The sequence below is a fragment of the Pseudomonas fluorescens genome, from assembly GCF_902497875.1.
Lineage (GTDB): Bacteria > Pseudomonadota > Gammaproteobacteria > Pseudomonadales > Pseudomonadaceae > Aquipseudomonas > Aquipseudomonas fluorescens_BR.
This window is the reverse complement of record NZ_CABVHY010000004.1, coordinates 1-19,682: the sequence shown is the minus strand read 5'-3', so window position 1 is coordinate 19,682 and position 19,682 is coordinate 1. Positions and strand designations below refer to the sequence as shown.

The following is a 19,682-nucleotide window of genomic DNA, read 5'->3' as shown; positions in this document are numbered from 1 at the left end:
CATGGACAACAGCCCCAGCACCTACGTCGAGCGTCCGCTCCAGTCGCACCTGCAGCTGCATCAGCAGCACAGCGAAGAACAGGACACCCTTGATTTTCTCAAACTGTGGAGGGTGATCTGGCGCGCCAAATGGAATATCGCATGGTTGATACTGCTTAGCAGTGCGCTCGCGATAGCCGCGGTGTCCCTCATCACCCCACAGTACGTAGGCAGCACCACCCTGCTGATCAAAGAAAAAACCCCACCGCTGTTGGCCTTTCAGCAAGTAACGGATTCGGGCACCAATGCCGTCGATTACTTGCAGACACAACAAGCGCTCCTGCAATCACGGGACCTGGCCGAACGCGCGGTGAAAAAGCTGAATCTCACCACCCATCCGCTCACCGATCCACGCCAGCAACCGCAGCCATGGTTCACGCCGCGCAAGTGGTTGGCAAACCTTGACCTTGACCTATGGCTACCGGAACTTGGCTTTTTGACGCCAGTACAGGCCGCCCCCACTGAAGAAGGCATCTTCAACGAAGTGACGCAAAACCTCATGCGGCGTACCGACATCAAATTCGTCGGCAAGAGCCAGCTCATCGAAATCGCCGTGGAGCTGCCCGACCCTGGTCTGGCTGCCGCTGCCGCCAACGCGCTGGCCCAAGGCTTCATCGATAGCCAGTTCGACAACAGCCTGAAGTCCTCTCAGACCACCACCAGCTGGATGAACTCACGCCTGATCGAGTTGCGCAACAACCTGCGCGCTGCCGAAAAAAAGCTTCAGGGCTACCGGGAATCGCAAGGCCTGGTCGACGTCGACGGTGTCGCCACCATCAGCGCCAACGAACTGGAGTTGACCAGCAACCGCATGATCGACGCCCGCCGTAACCGGGCCGAAGCCGAGAGCCAATTCCGCCAGGTGCAGGCCCTGAGCAACGGCGACCTGAGCAGACTCTCCAGCGTGCCCGCCGTCTTGAGTAACCCTTTGGTGCAGCAATTCCAGGCTGAACAGGCCAAGGCACAATCCAAGGTCGAGGAGATGTCGGGGCGCTACGGTCCAAAACATCCGGCCCTGCTCGCCGCTCTCGCGGAGTTGCGTACTGCCACCACCAGCCTGCGTCTACAGGTACAGCAAGTGGTTGCCAGCATCGAACGGGAATACCAGCTGACCCAGGCCAATGAAGCCTCGCTTCGTAAATCATTCAACAGCAACAAGGCGCAGCTACAGGACATTTCGCGCAAGGAGTTCAAGCTGCGGGAGTTCCAGCGTGAGGTCGACAGCAGCCGTGCGCTGTATGAGACCTTCGTCACTCGCTTGAAGGAAACCGCGGCCACCTCGGACATGGACTCGACCAAGGCCCGCATCGTCGACCCTGCGATTGCGCCTTCAGAAGCGAGCAAGCCCCGCAAAACACTGATTGTGGCGATTGTCGCGCTCGTGGCCGCGGTGATCGGCATTGCCCTGGCCTTCCTGTTCGAAACCCTGAGCAACACCTTCAAGACTGACGAAATGGTCGAAAGCACGCTCCACATACCCCTGCTCAGCGTGGTGCCGCTGGTCACGAAGAAAAGCCGCCGGCAACTGGCGCGGTTGTTCGACGACAACGACCATCCGCGTTTTTGCGAGACCATTCGCAACCTGCGCACCTGGCTGATGTTGCACGGCGGCGACATGCCATCGCCGGTGGTGCTGGTCACGTCGACCGTGGCAGGTGAAGGCAAAAGCACCATCGCCAACAACCTGGCATGCTCGCTCTCGCCACTGGAACGCGTCCTGTTAATCGACGCCGACATGCGTAAACCGACGCTTTCGCTGAACTTCGATTTTCCGCCAGACAGCCCGGGGTTGGCCAACGTCATCGCTGGCACTGCCCGGCTCGAAGACTGTATCCGTACTGTTGGCAATCTCGACATGCTGCCGGCCGGCAAGCTTTCGCCTACCCCGCTGGATCTGCTCAGCTCGCCACGCCTGGCAGTCTTGCTCAAGGTGCTCAAGACGCGGTACCAGCACATCATCATCGACTCCCCACCCGCCCAGGTGGTCAGCGACTCGCTGTTGCTGGCCAAGCATTCGGACGTGGTGATCTACGTGGTCAAGGCCGAAAGCACAACGGTCAGCCAGGTGCAAAAGTGCCTGGCAATGCTGCAGCAGAGCCACTCGCCGATATTTGGTGCGGTGCTCAACCAGGTTGACCTGCGCAAGGCACGCAAGTATGGCTACAGCCATGGCGATACGTTCCATAACTACGACTACTTGTCTCGGTAAAACCTGGAGCCTGAGCGTGCTGTAGCCCCTTCCTTCCAGCAATCAGCAACACCTGCTTCACCTCATTCGAGCTAAACACCAGCGTGCGGAAACCAGGGCGTGCAGTACCCAATCGGCGCCGATGTATAACCCATGTCTAGAGATTGAGCCGATGACCTCGCAATATTCCACGCAAATGGCAAACCGCCGAGGCCTGACCTTCTGGGGCCAGTGGCTGTGCGCACTCAGCCTGGTCAACCTGCTGCTCATGCTGCTCGTGTACTGGCGCGTCGGCAGTTTGAACAGTGAATACCGCATTCTGATGATTCTCACTGTCCTCGGCTCGGTGCCGATCTACAGCGTCATGGAGGTTTACCACAAGCGTCATGGGCTGTTGTCCGGGCTCGGCCGGTTACTGGCCGCCTGGTTGATCTTGCTGGCCGTGCTGATCACCATTGCCTTCATCTCCCAGACCAGCGCGATTTACTCGCGTCAAGTCATCATCGTCTGGGCGGTGCTCGGTTTCCTGATCCAGGCTGTCAGCTTTCTGCCCCTGCATTACCTGGCTCGACGGCATTCACGCAAGCTCTGCAACGAGCGCCGCGCGGTGATAATCGGCACCTGCCCGACCGCCCATAAGCTGGCCAAGAAGCTTTCCAGACCGAACCGCGCACTGGTACTGGGTTTCATCGCCGCCGCCGACCAAACCGGCCCGGCACCGAGCATTCTGCCGCTACTGGGCCGCGTCGACGAGATTCGCGAGATCATCACTCGCCTGGAAGTACGCCGCGTCTACATCGTCCTGCCGATGGCCCAGGCAGCCACCATTGAAGCCCTGTACATCGATCTGCTGGACATGAGCGTCGACGTGGTCTGGATTCCTGATCTCGGCAGTATGGTGCTGCTCAACCAGTCGATCTCGGAAATAGAGCGAATGCCGGCAATCTACCTCAACGAAAGCCTGATCAGCTCGCACCCCGGCAGCCTGCTCTTCAAGGATCTATTCGAACGCAGCTTCGCCGCCGTGGCCATTATTGTGCTCAGTCCGTTGCTGCTGGTCGTCGCTGCAGCCGTCAAGCTCTCCTCACCCGGCCCGGTGTTGTTCAAGCAAAGTCGTCACGGTTGTAACGCTGAGGTGATCAAGGTCTGGAAATTCCGGTCGATGCGCCTGCACGACGACCCTGAAGTGCGCCAGGCCACTCGTGAGGATGACCGCATCACCCCGCTTGGGCGCTTTTTGCGCCGTAGCTCCATCGACGAGCTGCCGCAGCTGTTCAATGTGCTGCTCGGTGAAATGGCCCTTGTCGGCCCCCGACCGCACGCCGTCACTCACAATATTTACTACACCGGCAAGGTGCGCGCCTATATGGCCCGTCATCGTCTCAAACCGGGCATTACCGGGTTGGCCCAGATCACCGGGCATCGAGGTGAAACCGAGACCCTGGAAAAAATGCAGCAGCGCGTTGCCCAGGACCTCAACTACATCAACCAATGGTCGCTGTGGCTGGACATCAAGATTCTGCTCAAGACGCCCTTCACCTTGTTCTCGAAAAACATCTACTGACATTGTGCCCGACCGATGACTGTCGGTTTCAGGACCCTCCTACCGCCTGTGCAAGAGCATCAACGCAGGGTTCGACGGATGCATGGGTCAGCTTTCGATAAAGACTTATGAAGGAACTTCACAGGGAGTCAGCCAATGATCAGGTTGGAATTAATCGAGCATTACACACCGGGTTTGCTGGAGGCCAATAAAGCATTTTCCTTCATTAATTTTGCCTCTATCGGCAGTTTTTTCGAGCAGCGCCCGAACACCATCGCCTATTTTTGCGACGGCCTGCTGATGTCGATGTTTATGTCTCGCGTTACCGGCAAGACTATCGGCCGGGTCAGCTTCGACTTCACGTCCATCGCCGACCCGGTGTTCAGTTGCGCCGAGAAACAAGGCAAGCGCGTGTATGTTGTCGGTGCAGGGCAAGGCGAACTGGATCTGTTCATCAACAAGATCAAGCTCCGCTACCCGGCGTTGATAATCGCCGGTCAGCACCACGGCTATTTCGATGCACCGCAGGCCGCGTGCATTCAAGCAGACATCTGCCGCAGCGAAGCGAACCTCCTGATCGTCGGCCTGGGCGCCGGGCGTCAAGAGCAATTCGTGCAGGACGCCCTGGGCGCGGGCTTCAGCGGTGTGGCGTTCACCTGTGGCGGCTTCATTCGCCAGGAGGCCATGGCCACTCAGCATTACTACCCTGAACCCATCAACCGCCTGCATCTGCGCGCGTTCTATCGAATGTACCGCGAACCGCACACCATCAAGCGCTACCTGATCGACTACCCGAGCAATTTTTTTCAGCTGTTGGAGATGATCGTTCGGCACAAAGTGGCCATCAACATCACTGCACCCTGAGCGCCGGGTAATGACCATGCACATCCTATTCATCCTCAAGGACTTCAAGGCCGATGGTGGCGTCGAGCGAGTCCAGCAACGCCTGGCCGGGCAGTTTCTCAAGGATGGCCAGCGTGTCGGTTTTTTCATCATGAACGGCGATACGCCGGTCGATGAAGGGGCTGCCACCCTCAATGGCGGCGGCAGTGGAATCGTCGGCCTGCTCAAGTCCATCGTACTGCTGCGCCAGATCATTCGCCGTGAGGGTGTGACCCACCTCATCGCCGCCAAGGAACAAGCCAACCTCTGCACCTGGTTTGCCACCCTGGGTAGCCCCTGCAAGGTCATCTATACCCGCCACGCGGCACTCGACTGCAGCGAACAGAAGACCGGCCCCACCAGCCTGCGCCTGCTCTACGCGTTGTACCTCTGCGGCAACGGCAAGGTGGTGACGGTTTCCAATGACCTGCGCCAGTCCCTCGCCGAGCAGATGCCCTGGGGTCGCCAGCGCATCCGTTATTGCCCCAACGCGGTGGTCACCGAACAATTACACAGTGCCGCACGGGCGCCCTTGCGCAGCGGCTTGCCAGCCGAGTACTGGCTGGGGGTGGGCCGGCTGGTGGAACTGAAGGGTTTCCACCTGCTGCTCGACGCCTACGCCATGGCATTGCGCAGCGATGCGCTGCCAGACCTGGTGATCGCCGGCGACGGCCCCGAGCTCGCCGAGCTGACCGCACAGGCAGGCCGCCTGGGCATCGGGGGCCGTGTGCATTTCACCGGTTTCCTGAGTAACCCATACCCATTGATCAGGCAGGCACGGCTGTTCGTCCTGAGTTCTTTGCGTGAAGGGTTGCCGACGGTACTGATTGAGGCCCTGGCGTTGGGTACGCCGGTGCTGGCCTGTGACTGCGAAACCGGGCCCAGGGAGTTGCTTGATAACGGCCGCCTTGGCCACCTGGTCAAAGTTAACGATGTAGCGGCGCTGGCCGAAGGGATGCGGCGCAGCCTGGCGGTGCAAGGCCAGGCTGCGCACAGCGAGCACGTTGTCGCCGATGCGGTGCGCCAGTACACCAGTCAGCATGCCGCGCAGGCGTACTACCAGGTATGGAACCAATGAAAAAGCTGCTGATTATTCTGCACGACTTGAGCGCCGGCGGGGCCGAAAAAATGATGGCGCGCCTCGCCAGTGCGCTGGCTGAGGCGGGCAATGACGTCACCTTACTGATGCTCACCGGCGGCGGGGTAAACTCGGCGCACCTCGATCCGCGGGTGAGAAAGGTCGAGTTGAACAGTGAACGCAGCTCGAGTGCGGTGCCGGCACTGGCACGGTTTCTTCGCAACAATCGCTTTGACGCGCAACTGGCCGCCCTCACCCATGTCAACGTGGTGGCCATCGCTGCCGCCGCGCTGTCAGGTACCCTGGCGCGCCTGCACGTCAGCGAGCGCAACGCGTTTTCCCACGACAAACACGTCAATCCCGCGTTGCGGGTGCGGGTCGCCTACCTGTTGGCACCGCTGCTGTATCGGCTCATCCCCAACCCGGTGATCTGCGTGTCGCGCGGGGTCGCCCAAGACTTGGTCGATACCACCATTACCCGCCGGCAGGACGTCACCATCGCCGACAATCCGGTACTCGACAACGATTTTCGCGACAAGCCGCCGGGACCTCCCAGCCACCGCTGGCTGCTGGAAAAGTCCACCCCGGTGATTGTCGCCGTGGGTCGCCTGGCTCGGCAAAAAGGCTTTGACGTATTGCTCGTTGCATTCGCCCGGTTACCCGATATCAGCGCCCGATTGATCATTTTCGGCGAGGGCACGCTCAGGCCCCAGTTGCTCGAGCAGGCACATGCCCTGGGCGTAGCCGATCGGTTCGATCTGCCGGGCTATACCAGTGATCCATTGGCGCAAGTGGCGGCGGCCGATTGCTTCGTGCTGTCGTCGCGGTTCGAGGGCAGTCCCAATGCGCTGGTCGAAGCCCTGTCCACGGGCACTCCGGTGGTGGCGACCTGCTGCCCCTATGGCCCGCAAGACATCCTCGTCGATGGCGCGGTTGCCCCGTTGGTGGCCGTCGACGACCCTGGCGCACTGGCACTGGCGATCACCCGGGAACTGAGGTTGCCGCGTGATTCACATCGCCAGGCCCGCATCGATGCCGCTGCCCGCTTCGTCAGCGCCTGCGCGGCAAAAACCTATCTCGCCGCGTTGCTTGGGAACCAGCCGTCATGAAAAAACTGGAAGTCAGGTATTCCACTCTGCGCGACGCCTTCTCGCTGTTCGGGGTGCTGTTTTACTTCCAGGTGATCGCATTTTTTCTGGGGCTCAGTGATGCGTCGAATGTGGGCGTCGCCGAAAAAGACCTCGAAGGCAACGTCGTCAACCAGGTCTGCGGTCTGATCACCCTGCTGGTACCGCTGTTTTTCTTCATCCGCAACAAGGTCTTCATCCGCAAAAGCTTTTACCGGAACAACTTCTTTTTACTGCTGTTCATGCTTTGCGTGGCAGTGTCGATCAGCTGGTCCAACGACCCTCTGTTGAGCTTCAAACGTTTTATCGCGCTGATCAGCGTGGTGTTTTTTGCAGGTTTCATCGCCTATAACTACAGCATTGAAAAAATTGCTTTCATGCTCGGCTGTGTTATCGGCGCCGCGGCGTTGATCGGGTTGATTTTCGCAGTGATGAGGCCCGACATCGCGTTCATTTCCGGCGGGATCCGCGACGGTGCGTTCAAAGGGATCTTCCCGGAAAAAAATGCTGGCGCACGGATCAATGCGATTGCCATTCTGTTACTGCTGCCGATGATCCGCCAGCGCAACCCCTGGGCCATCACCTACTCGCTGTTCTCGCTGGTCGCCATTGTGCTGGCTCAATCTGCCACAGCGATAGCGCTGATCGTTGCCGGCACGGTCAGCTACTGGTATTTCCTGACGCTGATCCGCTTGCGCATCAACCGCTCGCTGGTGGCGTTCTTCGGTACCACGATCGTCTACTTGCTGATCTGCCTGTTTCTATACGGTAACTACACGCTGTTGCTGGGGGTGGTCGGTCGTGACCCGTCACTCACCGACCGCACGCTGATCTGGGACATTCTCACCCCGATGATCGATGCCGAGTTCATCAAGGGCTACGGCTTCGGCGCCTTCTGGTCCAGCCGCAGCGCCCAGGCATTCATTACCCGCTGGGGCTATATCGGGAACGCCCACAGCGGCTACATGGAGACCCTGCTCAACGGCGGCGTCGTGCAGCTGACGGCGCTGATCCTCATGCTGGGCGAAGCGCTGATCAAACAATATCGAGCCGTGACGGCGAACCAATCGGCAGCGTTTCGCGCCAGCGCATTGGTGATCATCGGTTTGTTCATCGTCACCAACTATGTGGCTTACGTGATTCCCAACTACCGCTGCGCGGAGTTTTTGGTGTTCTGCGCCCTGGCCCTGTCCTTTCGGCATCACCACGCGACATACCCCGAGTTGTCACCGGCAACCCTGCGTCAGCGTCCGTCTGGCAGGCCATTACCGCGCGATTCAGCCAAGGCGTAACAAAAAGGAGAAACTCCCGTGTCAGACCAAGTCCCCCCGTTACCGCATTCAGTGTGCGTCGTGATCCCGATGTACAACGGCGCCGAGAGCATTGAGCAAACACTGGCGTCCCTGGCCGGGCAAACCCGACTGCCCGATCACGTCATCGTCATCGACGATGGTTCCACCGATGACGGACCACAACGGGTCAAAGACTTCGCGGCGCCGTTTCGCCTGACGCTGTTGCAGCAAGCCAACGAAGGCCAGGCCAGCGCCCGCAACCACGGATTGCGGCACTCTGAAGAGACTTTTGTGGCGTTGCTCGATGCCGATGACCAATGGCGTCCGCAAAAGCTCGAGCAACAACTGGCACTGTATGACGAACTCATTCGTCAGGGACGGCCGGTGGGGCTGATCGACTGCTACACGCAGATCAATTACAGCGACGGTAGGCGGCAAGTGGACAACCGGCGCAAGAACGGCAGGCATTTCTACGATTTCATCCACGCCAACGTCGTCAATGGCGTATCCACCGCGCTGGTCAAGCGCGACGTGATCATGCAACTCGGCGGCTTCGATGCCAGCCTGCGTTACTCCGAAGACCGCTTCATGTGGACCCGAATCGCCGAACACTGGGAGATCCACACCGTGCCACAGGTGCTGCTGGAGCGCACGGTCAACAGCGGCAACATGACCGCGCAACCGAAAAAGTACTACCAGAACAAGATCAGGTTCATCGAAGTCTACCTCGCCCGCTATGGCGCGCAGCTAAGCAAGCAGCAACGGATCGATTTCGTGCTGGGCAACCACACCGACTTTCTCAATGCGTTTTCCCGCAGGGCCGAGCATGCCGAGGTGATCGGCGTGTACCGGCGAATGCTGGAATATTCCTGGCAAACACTGATCTTCGCCAACGGCAAACCGACCTTGCGCTGCCTCTATGCATGCGCCCGATCATTGCGCAAGCCAGCGGCGTCAACCACCGCTCATTGAACCGGTATCCGCCATGGCCAATCACCGTCTGGTGACATTGATCTGGATCTTCACCGAGAAATTCGGCCTGATCTTCCTGTCGATGATTACCTTTGTCGCGTATGCCAGGCTGCTGTCGCCGACAGAGCTGGGTATGGGTACGGTGATTATCGCCATCGTCGAGTTGATCGGCGTCATCTACTCGTCGGTGCTTGAAGACCCGCTGGTACGGCTGGAGCACCTGGAAGACAGGCACATTTCCACGGCCTTCTGGGCGGCGGTACTCGTCAGCCTGGTGTCCATCGTCGTCATCTCGGGCGCGGTGATGCTGTACACGCCCGACCCGGTGCTGCAATGGATGACGGCGGTGGCCTCGGTGAAAATCCTGTTCACCATGATGGCGCGGGTCTATGTGGCGCAAATGCGCCGTAGCGGCAACTTCAGGATGCTGGCGTCGCGTACGCTACTGGGCAAAGTGTTCGGTGGCGTGGGTGGTATCGCCGTCGCGCTCTGGGGGTTCGGAGCATGGGCTTTGATCGCTCAGGCGCTAATCATGGAATTGGTGTCCATCATCGTATTGATGCGCGCAGACCCGCGCCGCATTGCCTTTTATATTGACGGCCCGTTCTTGCGCGAACTGTTGAAGGCCGGCGCACCGGTTGCCGTCAACGCGCTGAGTTCGCAAACGCTACAGCGCGGGGTCAACGTGGTCCTGGGCATGACCGCCGGCACCAACGCGGTTGGCATGTTCAACATGGCGATGCGCATCATCGATCTGCCGCGCTCGGCGATCTATAACGGCCTCATGAGCTATGCACTGCCAGTGTTCGCCCGGCGCAGCGCAGATCCGGCGCGGTTGATCGGAATCATCAGCGACTCGACTGCGGTGAGTGGTTTTCTGCTCACGCCATTCTTCGTCGGCATCGCGTTAACGGCCGACGACATCATCCTGTTGATATTTGGCGCCAAGTGGGCAGAAGCCATCCCCCTGCTGCAAGTACTCGCATGCACGGCGGCGATCGGCAACATCGCCATGTATGCCACGACAGCGCTGGTGGCGGTCAACCGCACCCGCCTCATCCTCAAGGCCGAAGTGGCAACCACGGTACTGGCGTTGGCGCTGGTCTACGGCCTGGGTCCCCGCTATGGCGGCATGGCCGCTGCCCTGGCCTTGCTGGCGCGGATGCTGATTATCACGCCACTGCAGATCCGCGGGTTGAACACTGCAATAGGTTACGGCTGGCGATCGTTCTTCGAATCCAATTATCGCAGCGTGATCGCCTCGCTCGTCATGGCCGCGACCGTGGTGTTTGTTTCTGCGCACCTGGGTCAGGGCTATCTGCACCTGGCGGGCAGCATCGGTATCGGCACGCTGACCTATGCACTGGTCTACAGCGTGCTGCACCCGCGCTGGCCGCAAGAATTCAAATCGGTTTTCACCGCCCGCTGAGTTCAGTGGCGCAACGCCTTCCTCAGTGAGTTCCGGACGCCCCCGAAAACCGGTCTCCTGCCCGGACCGCATCCCCCTGACTCGTGCAATCTCTTTGTGACAGGAGCGCCTCATCATGCACAAAACCACGCTGATTACTGGTGGGGCCGGTTACATCGGCTCCCATACCACCCTGACCCTCATCGATGCCGGCCACCAAGTGCTGGTGCTCGATAATCTGTGTAACAGCTGCCGAGAGTCGCTCGCGCGTCTGGAGCGACTGACCCATACCCGGGTCGATTTCATCGAGGGGGATATTCGCAATACGGACGTGCTCGACGACATTTTCAGCCGCTACGACATTGATGCCGTGGTGCATTTTGCCAGCTTCAAATCCGTGGAAGAAAGCCTTCGAAAACCGTTGGAGTACTACGTCAACAATGTTGCCGGCACGCTCAATCTATGCCAGGCCATGGCCCGTTCTGAAGTATTCAAGCTGGTGTTCAGCTCGTCGGCCACCGTCTATGGCGAACCCACCCGGATACCGATCGGCGAAGGCCTGGCCACCGGAAAACCGGTCAATCCATACGGGCGCACCAAACTGATGATCGAAGAGTTGCTCACCGACCTGTGCGTGTCCGATCCACGCTGGAGCATCGCTCTATTACGCTACTTCAACCCGATTGGCGCGCACGAAAGCGGGCTGATCGGGGAAGACCCGAACGGCAGGCCCAACAACTTGCTGCCTTGCCTGACGCAGGTCGCGATTGGCCGGATACCCGAACTCACGGTGTTCGGCAGTGACTACCCCACCGTCGACGGTACGTGTGTGCGCGACTATGTCCATGTGGTCGACCTTGCCGATGGCCATCTCAAAGCGCTGCAGGCGTTGCAGCGCAGTAGCGGCATCAACATCTGGAACCTGGGAACAGGCATTGGCTACAGCGTGCTGCAGATAATCCACAGCTTCGAGGACGTTACCGGTATTACCATCCCCTACCGATTCGCCCCGCGCCGCCCCGGCGATATCGCCGAATGCTGGGCCGACCCCAGCAAGGCAGGGCGTGATCTGGGCTGGTGCGCGCAGCGCGACCTGATGCAGATGATCGTCGACACCTGGCGATGGCAGTCAAGTAACCCGCATGGCTACCGCTCCCAACCCGAATTACTGGCCTTGATGCGGTGACGCACAATGACCTTCAAACGCCTCTACAGCTACGGCGCCAAGAGCGCTGGGTTTATTTAACCCCCAATCAAGTGGAAAAAATCATTGTCAACGGCTCAAGCAAGGTTACCGGGTCGACCCCAGGGTTAGCCTGAGTCTGATCGCCTACCGTTCGTTCTACATCCATGGAGAAGTCCAGAAACCCTACCGCTATCCGATGGCCGGGTACCGAGAACATTGCCCGTCGTTGCCGCCTGAAACGTAACGTTCCTGGCGACAGCATCGTGCTCAACGGCGTACCTGCCAACGCTATTTCCGAGGAGAAAAGCAGTGTCAAATGACATCTCCCAATCGGTATGTGTAGTCATTCCGATGTACAACGCCGCTACCACCATTCAAAAGACGCTGGAGTCGCTGTGCCATCAATCCCGGCTGCCCGATAACGTTATCGTCATCGACGATGGTTCCACCGATCCTGGTCCGCAAATTGTCAGGGACTTTGCCGCGCCCTTCCCCCTGACGCTATTGCAGCAGCCCAATGGGGGGCCGGGCAGCGCGCGGAACAAAGGCATCTTGCGCGCCAAGGAAACCTTTATTGCATTCCTCGATGCCGATGACCAATGGCATCCACAAAAACTGGAAAAGCAGTTGGCGCTCTATGCCGAGCTCTGTCGCCTGGGGCACCCGGTCGGGCTCATCGATTGCTACCAGATGAGCGAGTTCAGCGACGGAACCCGGCAGCTGGAAGCTCGACGCAAGGGCGGCAGGCACTTCAGCGATTTCATCTACTGCAACGTCATCAATGGTACGTCCGGCGTGGTGGTGGTGCGCGAGGTCATTGTGGCTCTGGGCGGTTTCGATCCCTCCATTCACTTTGCCGAAGACCGCTTGCTATGGACGCGGATCGCCGAGCGCTGGGAGATTCACACGATGCCGCAGATACTGATTACACGCGGGGTAGATCGCGGCAACATGACCGCGCAACCGCACAAATACTACCCGCACAAAGTCAAATTCATCGAGCTATACCTCGCACGCTACGGCGCGCAGCTAAGCAAGCAGCAACGGATCGATTTCGTGCTGGGCAATCACGCCGACTTTCTCAATGCGTTTTCCAGACTCGGCGAACATGCGCAGGTGATCAGGGTGTTCAGAAAGATGCTCGAGCACTCCTGGCAAGCGCTGATCTTCGCCAACGGCAAACCGACCCTGCGCTATCTCTATGCGTGCCTGAAAACATTGCGCAAGGCCTCCTGAGTCGACTGCAATCCATCGATCGCAGAGCCCTCATTCTTTCCTGGTTCCAGCCATGGCCAATCAGCGTCTGGTGACATAACGCGCAATGACCTTCGAACGCTCGGTTCTCCACTGCACCCAGGGGATGCACATGCTCAGGAATTTTCTGCGGGCAGGCCTATTGGCATCGATTGCCTGTTACGCGATCGCAGCCCCTGCTCCCCGTCCGCTCGCCACCGGTCTGGTGCTGTGGCTCGACGCTGCCGACGCGTCGAAAATGACCTTCGACGCTCAGAACCGTCTCCAGCGGTGGCACGACAAGTCCGGCAAGTCCAACGACGCCACCGTAGACGATGCTGCAGTCGCCTCGCGCCCGCAACGGGTGGCAAACGCCATGAATGGCCACTCCGTGGTGCGTTTCGGTGGCGCTTCAGCGTTCCTCGGCAAGACCCTGCGCGCCGCAAACGGCCCGGTTACCGTATTGATCGTTTCACGTCGACTGACCGATCAAGCCGGCGGCGACACCTGGCAGCGGCTGTTCAGTTCGCGCCCGCGGCTGGCTGATAACGACAACGTGGCACCGAATTTCAACATTAGCCTGCAACAGACCAGCGCCTACGATTCGACCCTTTCCTTCCTGGAGCTCAACGATGTGCCCATAGGCCCCTACGCGGTGGGGCGAAACGTGGTCGGCAGCTCCGAACATCTGCGCGGCGACATCGCGGAAGTCCTGGTGTACGACCGTCCCCTGGTCACCCAGGAGGAGCGCCAAAGCGTGTTTCAGTACCTGGCGGACAAATGGTCCGTCGCCATCCCCAAGCAAGCCAATTCCTGGACCCGTGTTGGCCCGCTGGGCACGCTACCGAAACAGACCAACACCGATCTGCCGCTGTCCGATCAGGCCAATGTCGGCCAATGGGTGCTGGACAGGCAGTTTTCCGACGACTTCAACGGCGCTGCCCTTGATACCAGCCGCTGGCACGTCAACAATGCCACGGGCACCGATTCGCTCGGTCGCAAACCGGCGCTGTTCATGCCGAATAATGCCGTGGTCAACAATGGCAACCTGAACATCACCTTCCGTAAGGAAACCTTGCCGGACAAGTACGTCCGCCTAGGCTACAAGGACTACACCTCAGCCATGGTCCGCACTATCGAGCGCGGTGCTTATGGCTACTACGAGGCCCGCGCCAAGCCCATGAACTCGGCTGGCTCCAGCGCGTTCTGGTTAGCGTGGACGGGGCTTGCCGACAACGCCACGGAAATCGACATATTCGAGATCGGCGGCAAGACCAAAGGCGGCGCCTTCGACCGCATGTACAACATGAACGCTCATGTTTGGGCCACGCCACACAGTACTGAGCATCTCAGCGATGGCAGCAACTGGATCAGCCCCTGGCGCCTGGCAAGTACATTCCATGTCTACGGCTTTGACTGGCAGCCCGACACCCTGCGCTGGTACGTCGATGGGGTACTGGTCAGGGAAGCGAAGAACACCCACTTCTTCTTCCCGATGCAGATCGTCTTTGACAGCGAGGCCATGTGGAATTGGTTCGGCGTTGTCGACGACGCCGACCTGCCCTCCACCTTCAGGGTCGATTACCTCAAGGTATGGCGACGCGCTAAATAGCCTGGGCTGGAGCGTCTCGAGACAGAGAAGTACCCTTTGTCTCTTCGGATTTGTAATCCTGCTCACAGCAACCATAGTTAAAAGCTGGATGTTCCTTGTGGCTATCGCGACCTGTGAGCGTTAGCCGCACCCGCTCTCCCGCCCTGTGGCAGCCGCAAGGCCTCCACACAGACACGACGAAAAATCATGAGCGACAATGACACGCTGCGTAAATACTCCTCTCAAGTGGTGGACGGTGTGGAACGCACGCCCGGCCGCGCCATGTTGCGCGCGGTGGGCTTCACCGATGAGGACTTCAAAAAGCCGCAGATCGGCATCGCCTCCACCTGGGCGATGGTCACGCCATGCAATATGCACATCGACAAGCTGGCGGTTGAAGCCGAAAAAGGTGCGAATGCCGCTGGCGCCAAGGGCGTCATTTTCAACACCATCACCATTTCCGACGGCATCGCCAACGGCACCGAAGGCATGAAGTATTCGCTGGTGTCCCGTGAAGTGATCGCCGACTCCATCGAGGTGGTTGCCGGCTGCGAAGGTTTTGACGGGCTGGTGGCCGTGGGCGGCTGTGACAAGAACATGCCGGGCTGCCTGATCGGTATGGCCCGCCTGAATCGCCCTTCCATCTTCGTTTATGGCGGCACCATCCGGCCGGGCGCCGGCCACACCGACATCATCTCCGTGTTCGAAGCCGTCGGTCAGCACGCGCGGGGTGATATCAGCGAGATCCAGGTCAAGCAGATCGAAGAAGTGGCCATTCCCGGGCCCGGCTCCTGCGGCGGGATGTACACGGCCAATACCATGGCCTCCGCCATCGAGGCCCTGGGCATGAGCCTGCCCGGCTCCAGCTCCCAGGACGCCATCAGCAGCGATAAAGCCTCGGACAGCTTCCGTGCCGGTCAGCAGGTCATGGAGCTGCTCAAGCGTGACCTCAAACCGCGCGACATCATGACCCGCAAAGCCTTTGAAAATGCGATTCGGGTGGTGATCGCCCTCGCCGGCTCCACCAATGCCGTGCTGCATCTGTTGGCCATGGCCCATGCCGTCGATGTCGAACTCACGCTGGATGATTTCGTGCAACTGGGCAAGGATTCCCCGGTGGTCGCCGACCTGCGCCCCAGCGGCAAATACATGATGAGCGAACTGGTCGCCATCGGCGGCATCCAGCCGCTGATGAAGCGCATGCTCGATGCGGGCATGCTGCATGGTGACGTGCTCACGGTCACCGGCAAGACCCTGGCCGAAAACCTGGAAAACGTGGCCGACTACCCCGCAGGCCAGGACGTAATCCTGCCCTTCAACCAACCCATCAAGAAGGACTCCCACCTGGTGGTGCTGCGCGGCAACCTCTCGCCCACCGGCGCCGTGGCCAAAATCACTGGCAAGGAAGGCCTGCGCTTTGAAGGCACAGCCCGCGTCTACCACGGCGAGGAAGGCGCGCTGGCAGGTATCCTCAATGGTGAAGTCAAAGCCGGCGATGTCATCGTGATCCGCTACGAAGGCCCCAAAGGCGGCCCCGGCATGCGCGAAATGCTCTCGCCGACCTCTGCCGTCATGGGCAAGGGGCTGGGCAAAGAAGTCGCACTCATCACCGACGGCCGCTTCTCCGGCGGCTCTCACGGTTTTGTGGTGGGTCATATCACCCCCGAAGCCTTTGATGGCGGCCCCATCGCGCTGATTGAAAACGGCGACAAAATTACCATCGACGCCGAAACCCGGCAGATCACCGTCGACGTCTCCGACACCGAGCTGGCCGAACGCAAGACCCGCTGGGTACGCCCGGAATCCAAGTACAAGCGAGGGGTACTGGCCAAATACGCCAAGACCGTGTCCAGCGCCTCGGAAGGCGCCGTCACGGATAAATATCTCTAAGCCAGGCCGCTGAGTAAGCGCGCGATTCAAGCGCATTTAAAAGAGCCGTACACCCAGGCCGGTAGCCCCGGCAGGCCGCCTTGCTTTTGCTTTTGCTTTGGCTTTGGCTTTGGCTCTGGCTCTGCCATGCTCTGGCTGTGGCTTTTGCTCTGGCTTTTGCTCTGGCTCTGGCTCTGGCTCTGGCTCTGCCATGCTCTGGCTGTGGCTTTTGCTCTGGCTTTTGCTCTGGCTTTTGCTCTGGCTCTGGCTCTGGCTCTGGCTTTTGATCTACCCGCCCCTTCGGCAGGCCGAGTGGAGGTGTTCATCAGGGGGGTGGCGCGTAGCGCCGTCAGCGAAGCTGACTCCGCCGCATTGCGGCGCCCCATGATGGACACCGGAGCGAGGGAACACCGAGCCTTAGCGAGGTGCCGTACGCTCGGGGCGAGCCTTTTGGTTACTTTTTGGCGTCTGAAAAAGTGACACGCCGTAAGGGCGGAACCATTAGTGACCGTTACCGCAGGAATGGATATGTACACCTTCAAGGGATAGGCCGGCTGCCAGGCCGCCTTCGCGAGCAAGCTCGCTCCCACAATGGATCTGGGTACCTCTGCAAGAGCCAAGCCGGCTGTCAGGCCGCCTTCGCGAGCAGGCTCGCTCCCACATTGGATCTGGGTACATCCGCGAGAGACAGGTCGGCTGTCAGGCCGCCGTCGCAGGCAAGCCAGCTCCCACATTTGATTTGGGTACATCCGCAAGAGAGAGGCCAGCTGCCAGGCCGCCTTCGCGAGCAAGCTCGCTCCCACAATGGATCGGGGTACATCCGCGAGAGCCGGGTCGGCTGTCAGGCCGCCTTCGCAGGCAAGTCGGATCGCCGCACCCCAGCTCCCACAGGGGATCTGGGTACATCCGCGAGAGCCAGGCCGGCTGTCAGGCCGGCTGTCAGGCCGCTATCGCGAGCAAGTCGGATCGCCGCACCGCCGCTCCCACAGGGGATCGGGGTACCTCCGCGAGAGACAGGCCGGCTGTCAGGCCGTCATCGTCGGAACGCCGCCCGGAGCAAGCTCGCTCCCACATAATCCGTCACATCACACAACAGCAGAATTCTCGCCTTGCACTCCCACAGCCGCGACACACAAGCGATTTCTGCCCTGCGACTTCGCCAGGTAAAGAGCGCGGTCCGCCCGATCGATCAGCGCCTTTTCATCCTGCTCACTCGCGTAGGAAACATAAGTCGCCAACCCCAAACTCGCAGTCACAAACCCAAAAGGACTCGACAAATGCGCAAATTTCTCGGCAGCGATACCGCGCAAAATCGCCTCGGCAACCGTGCGGGCTCCTGACTCATCCGTGTTGGGCATCACCACGGCGATTTCTTCTCCGCCATAGCGGGCCGTCATGTCAGCTGGACGACGCACACAGTGTTTGATCGACAGACTGATCGCCCGCAGGCATTCGTCTCCAGCGAGATGCCCATAGTGGTCGTTGTAACCCTTGAAAAAATCCACATCGATCAAGATAAGTGACAGCGGGCTTCCAAGGCGCTTGGCGCGTTTGAATTCGACATCCAGAAACTGATCGAAATGCCGGCGGTTGGCGAGACCGGTCAGCGTGTCCTCGCTGGCGAGAATCTCCAGCCTGTGGTTTAGCTCGATCAGCGCGGCCTGGGTAGTTCGCAGCTCGTTCTCTGCCCGAATGCGCCGACTGATATGGGAAATCAATCTGCGCCCCAGCGCGACCAGCAGTCCCAACAGCACCACCACCACTGCGGCAGATAGCTGTGTCTGGCTCCACCACGCTTGCATGGCCTCGCTCTGGCCTACCGCGACAGTCGTTATGAAGGGATATTGATCGCTTCGCTTGAACGCGTAGATGCGATGGACGCCATCGACTTTTGACGCAAAACCCACGGTGCCTGCCGAAGTGTTGCGCAGGTACTCGGAAAATATGGGCGCAGTAGACAGGTCACGACCGATGTCCTGCTCCTGGAATGGATATCTCACCAGCAGACGCCCGTCGGACGAGGTCAGGCTGATCGCGCCGAACTGCCCCACGTGAATGGTTCGATAGAGCTTGAGGAAGTGTTCCAGGCTTATGGTTGCGACGATCACCCCGGCAAAACTGCCATCGGGATGATCGATCCGCCGACTGACCGAAATCACCCAGGCGCCGGTGGCCCGACTGAGAATCGCCGGACCTATGAATATGCCACGGTCTGGATGGTCACGGTGATGCGTAAAGAACGAACGATCAGCGTGGTGATCGTTGGGTGAAGCCGGCGTGTTGGTCGAGAACGTCCAGTTCCCCTGGGCGTCATACAGCACCACGCTGTTCAATTGCGCAAGCGCCTTCATCTCCTGAGCGACCAGCAATCTCAGGCGTTCGAGCTGCTGCGGGCCGGTACCGTCTTTCTCGATCCTTTCGGTCAGCCCCAGCAGTACGACTTCACTTTGCTTGAAGGTGCCCTCGGTGTAAGTGTTGAGCGCATTGGTCAGATTCAAGGTGTCGGTTTCGATGTCACTCAAGGTGTTCTGTCGAGCTGTCCAACTCTGCCAGGCAGTCAGCAGCACCACGGATACACACACCAGGAAAGTCAGCAAAGTGGCAAGTCGAAGATCGCGCTTCAAGGGGGTACCGGGGCTGTTGAGTAAACGTTCGTCAAAGGGCGCGCAGTATAAACGCCTTCGAACACCACGAATGACTGGAATAACAGCTAATGGAGATGCAGCAGGAGTGAACTCCCTGACAAACACCGCAAATCCCCTGTGGCGAGGGGGCTTGCCCCCATAGGCGCTAACCAAATCTCAAGAGATAGTAGAATCTGATTCACCAAGCAAAGTGAGCAGCAGGGAAAGCAAGCGTGACACAAAGACTGGATGAAGATTGGCCGAAGCTGTTGGCGCTATTGCCGCAGGGATGGGAAGCCAAGGCAAAAGAGCTGGGAGCGCTGAAGTTCGGTCGCCGCTTCAGCGGCCCGGAGAGTTTATTGCGCACGTTATTGATGTATCTGAGCGCTGATTGCTCGATGGTCGAAACGGTGGAACGCGCGCGCGCTGGGGACTGGGTGGAGCTATCGGACGTTGGCCTGCTCAAACGGATCAATAAATCGGGTGCATGGCTGGGCTGGATCACTGAACAGTTGATCCAGCAGGCACCGACCGTGGCGATGAAATGTCCGGCGCTGCAGGGGCGCAGATTGCTTGCCGCTGACGGCAGTGTCGTGGCAGAGCCGGGAGCGGCCACATCGACATGGCGCCTGCATTACACGATGGACGTC

General features: G+C 59.6%; 13 protein-coding genes and 1 pseudogene. 13 read left to right on the top strand and 1 reads right to left on the bottom strand.

Annotated features, from left to right (window positions below; genetic code table 11):
• Position 1: 1 nt before the first annotated feature.
• The 12 genes from F8N85_RS04580 to ilvD all read left to right on the top strand — a co-directional run bounded on the left by F8N85_RS04580 (position 2) and on the right by ilvD (position 16,429).
• A complete protein-coding gene (locus F8N85_RS04580; protein ID WP_150802494.1) occupies positions 2-2,248 on the top strand; it encodes a GumC family protein in 2,247 nt (748 codons plus the stop codon).
• Between the two features lie 151 nt (positions 2,249-2,399).
• Positions 2,400-3,791, top strand: a complete 1,392-nt coding sequence (locus F8N85_RS04575) for an undecaprenyl-phosphate glucose phosphotransferase (protein ID WP_150802493.1) — start codon at positions 2,400-2,402, stop codon at positions 3,789-3,791.
• A 135-nt stretch (positions 3,792-3,926) separates the two neighbouring features.
• Positions 3,927-4,634 (top strand): WecB/TagA/CpsF family glycosyltransferase, encoded by a 708-nt coding sequence (locus tag F8N85_RS04570; protein WP_150802492.1) that lies wholly within the window; start codon positions 3,927-3,929, stop codon positions 4,632-4,634.
• A 16-nt stretch (positions 4,635-4,650) separates the two neighbouring features.
• Entirely contained in the window at positions 4,651-5,730 is a 1,080-nt protein-coding gene (locus F8N85_RS04565) for a glycosyltransferase (RefSeq protein ID WP_150802491.1), read from the top strand.
• Positions 5,727-6,839 (top strand): glycosyltransferase, encoded by a 1,113-nt coding sequence (locus F8N85_RS04560; RefSeq protein WP_150802490.1) that lies wholly within the window; start codon positions 5,727-5,729, stop codon positions 6,837-6,839. The genes F8N85_RS04565 and F8N85_RS04560 overlap by 4 nt, the downstream gene beginning before the upstream one ends.
• On the top strand, positions 6,836-8,149 hold the full coding sequence (locus tag F8N85_RS04555; protein ID WP_150802489.1) for an O-antigen ligase family protein: 1,314 nt from the start codon (positions 6,836-6,838) through the stop codon (positions 8,147-8,149). The genes F8N85_RS04560 and F8N85_RS04555 overlap by 4 nt, the downstream gene beginning before the upstream one ends.
• Positions 8,150-8,167: 18 nt before the next feature.
• Positions 8,168-9,121 carry a glycosyltransferase family 2 protein gene (locus F8N85_RS04550; protein WP_150802488.1) on the top strand — a complete coding sequence of 318 codons (954 nt, stop codon included), beginning with the start codon at positions 8,168-8,170 and terminating at the stop codon, positions 9,119-9,121.
• Positions 9,122-9,134: 13 nt separating this feature from the next.
• Entirely contained in the window at positions 9,135-10,550 is a 1,416-nt protein-coding gene (locus F8N85_RS04545) for an oligosaccharide flippase family protein (protein WP_150802487.1), read from the top strand.
• A 115-nt stretch (positions 10,551-10,665) separates the two neighbouring features.
• Complete coding sequence (galE, locus tag F8N85_RS04540) at positions 10,666-11,715, top strand: UDP-glucose 4-epimerase GalE (protein WP_150802486.1); 1,050 nt, start codon at positions 10,666-10,668, stop codon at positions 11,713-11,715.
• A 309-nt stretch (positions 11,716-12,024) separates the two neighbouring features.
• On the top strand, positions 12,025-12,951 hold the full coding sequence (locus F8N85_RS04530; protein ID WP_224795630.1) for a glycosyltransferase family 2 protein: 927 nt from the start codon (positions 12,025-12,027) through the stop codon (positions 12,949-12,951).
• 130 nt (positions 12,952-13,081) lie between these two features.
• Entirely contained in the window at positions 13,082-14,560 is a 1,479-nt protein-coding gene (locus F8N85_RS04525; RefSeq protein ID WP_224795629.1) for a family 16 glycosylhydrolase, read from the top strand.
• A gap of 186 nt (positions 14,561-14,746) precedes the next feature.
• On the top strand, positions 14,747-16,429 hold the full coding sequence (gene ilvD, locus F8N85_RS04520) for a dihydroxy-acid dehydratase (protein WP_150802485.1): 1,683 nt from the start codon (positions 14,747-14,749) through the stop codon (positions 16,427-16,429).
• A gap of 1,064 nt (positions 16,430-17,493) precedes the next feature.
• Here the strand turns inward: ilvD and F8N85_RS04515 are convergent.
• Positions 17,494-19,032 carry a GGDEF domain-containing protein gene (locus F8N85_RS04515; RefSeq protein ID WP_224795628.1) on the bottom strand — a complete coding sequence of 513 codons (1,539 nt, stop codon included), beginning with the start codon at positions 19,030-19,032 and terminating at the stop codon, positions 17,494-17,496.
• Between the two features lie 233 nt (positions 19,033-19,265).
• Here F8N85_RS04515 and F8N85_RS04510 point away from each other — a divergent pair.
• Positions 19,266-19,682: pseudogene (locus F8N85_RS04510) on the top strand (hypothetical protein); the annotation flags it as partial.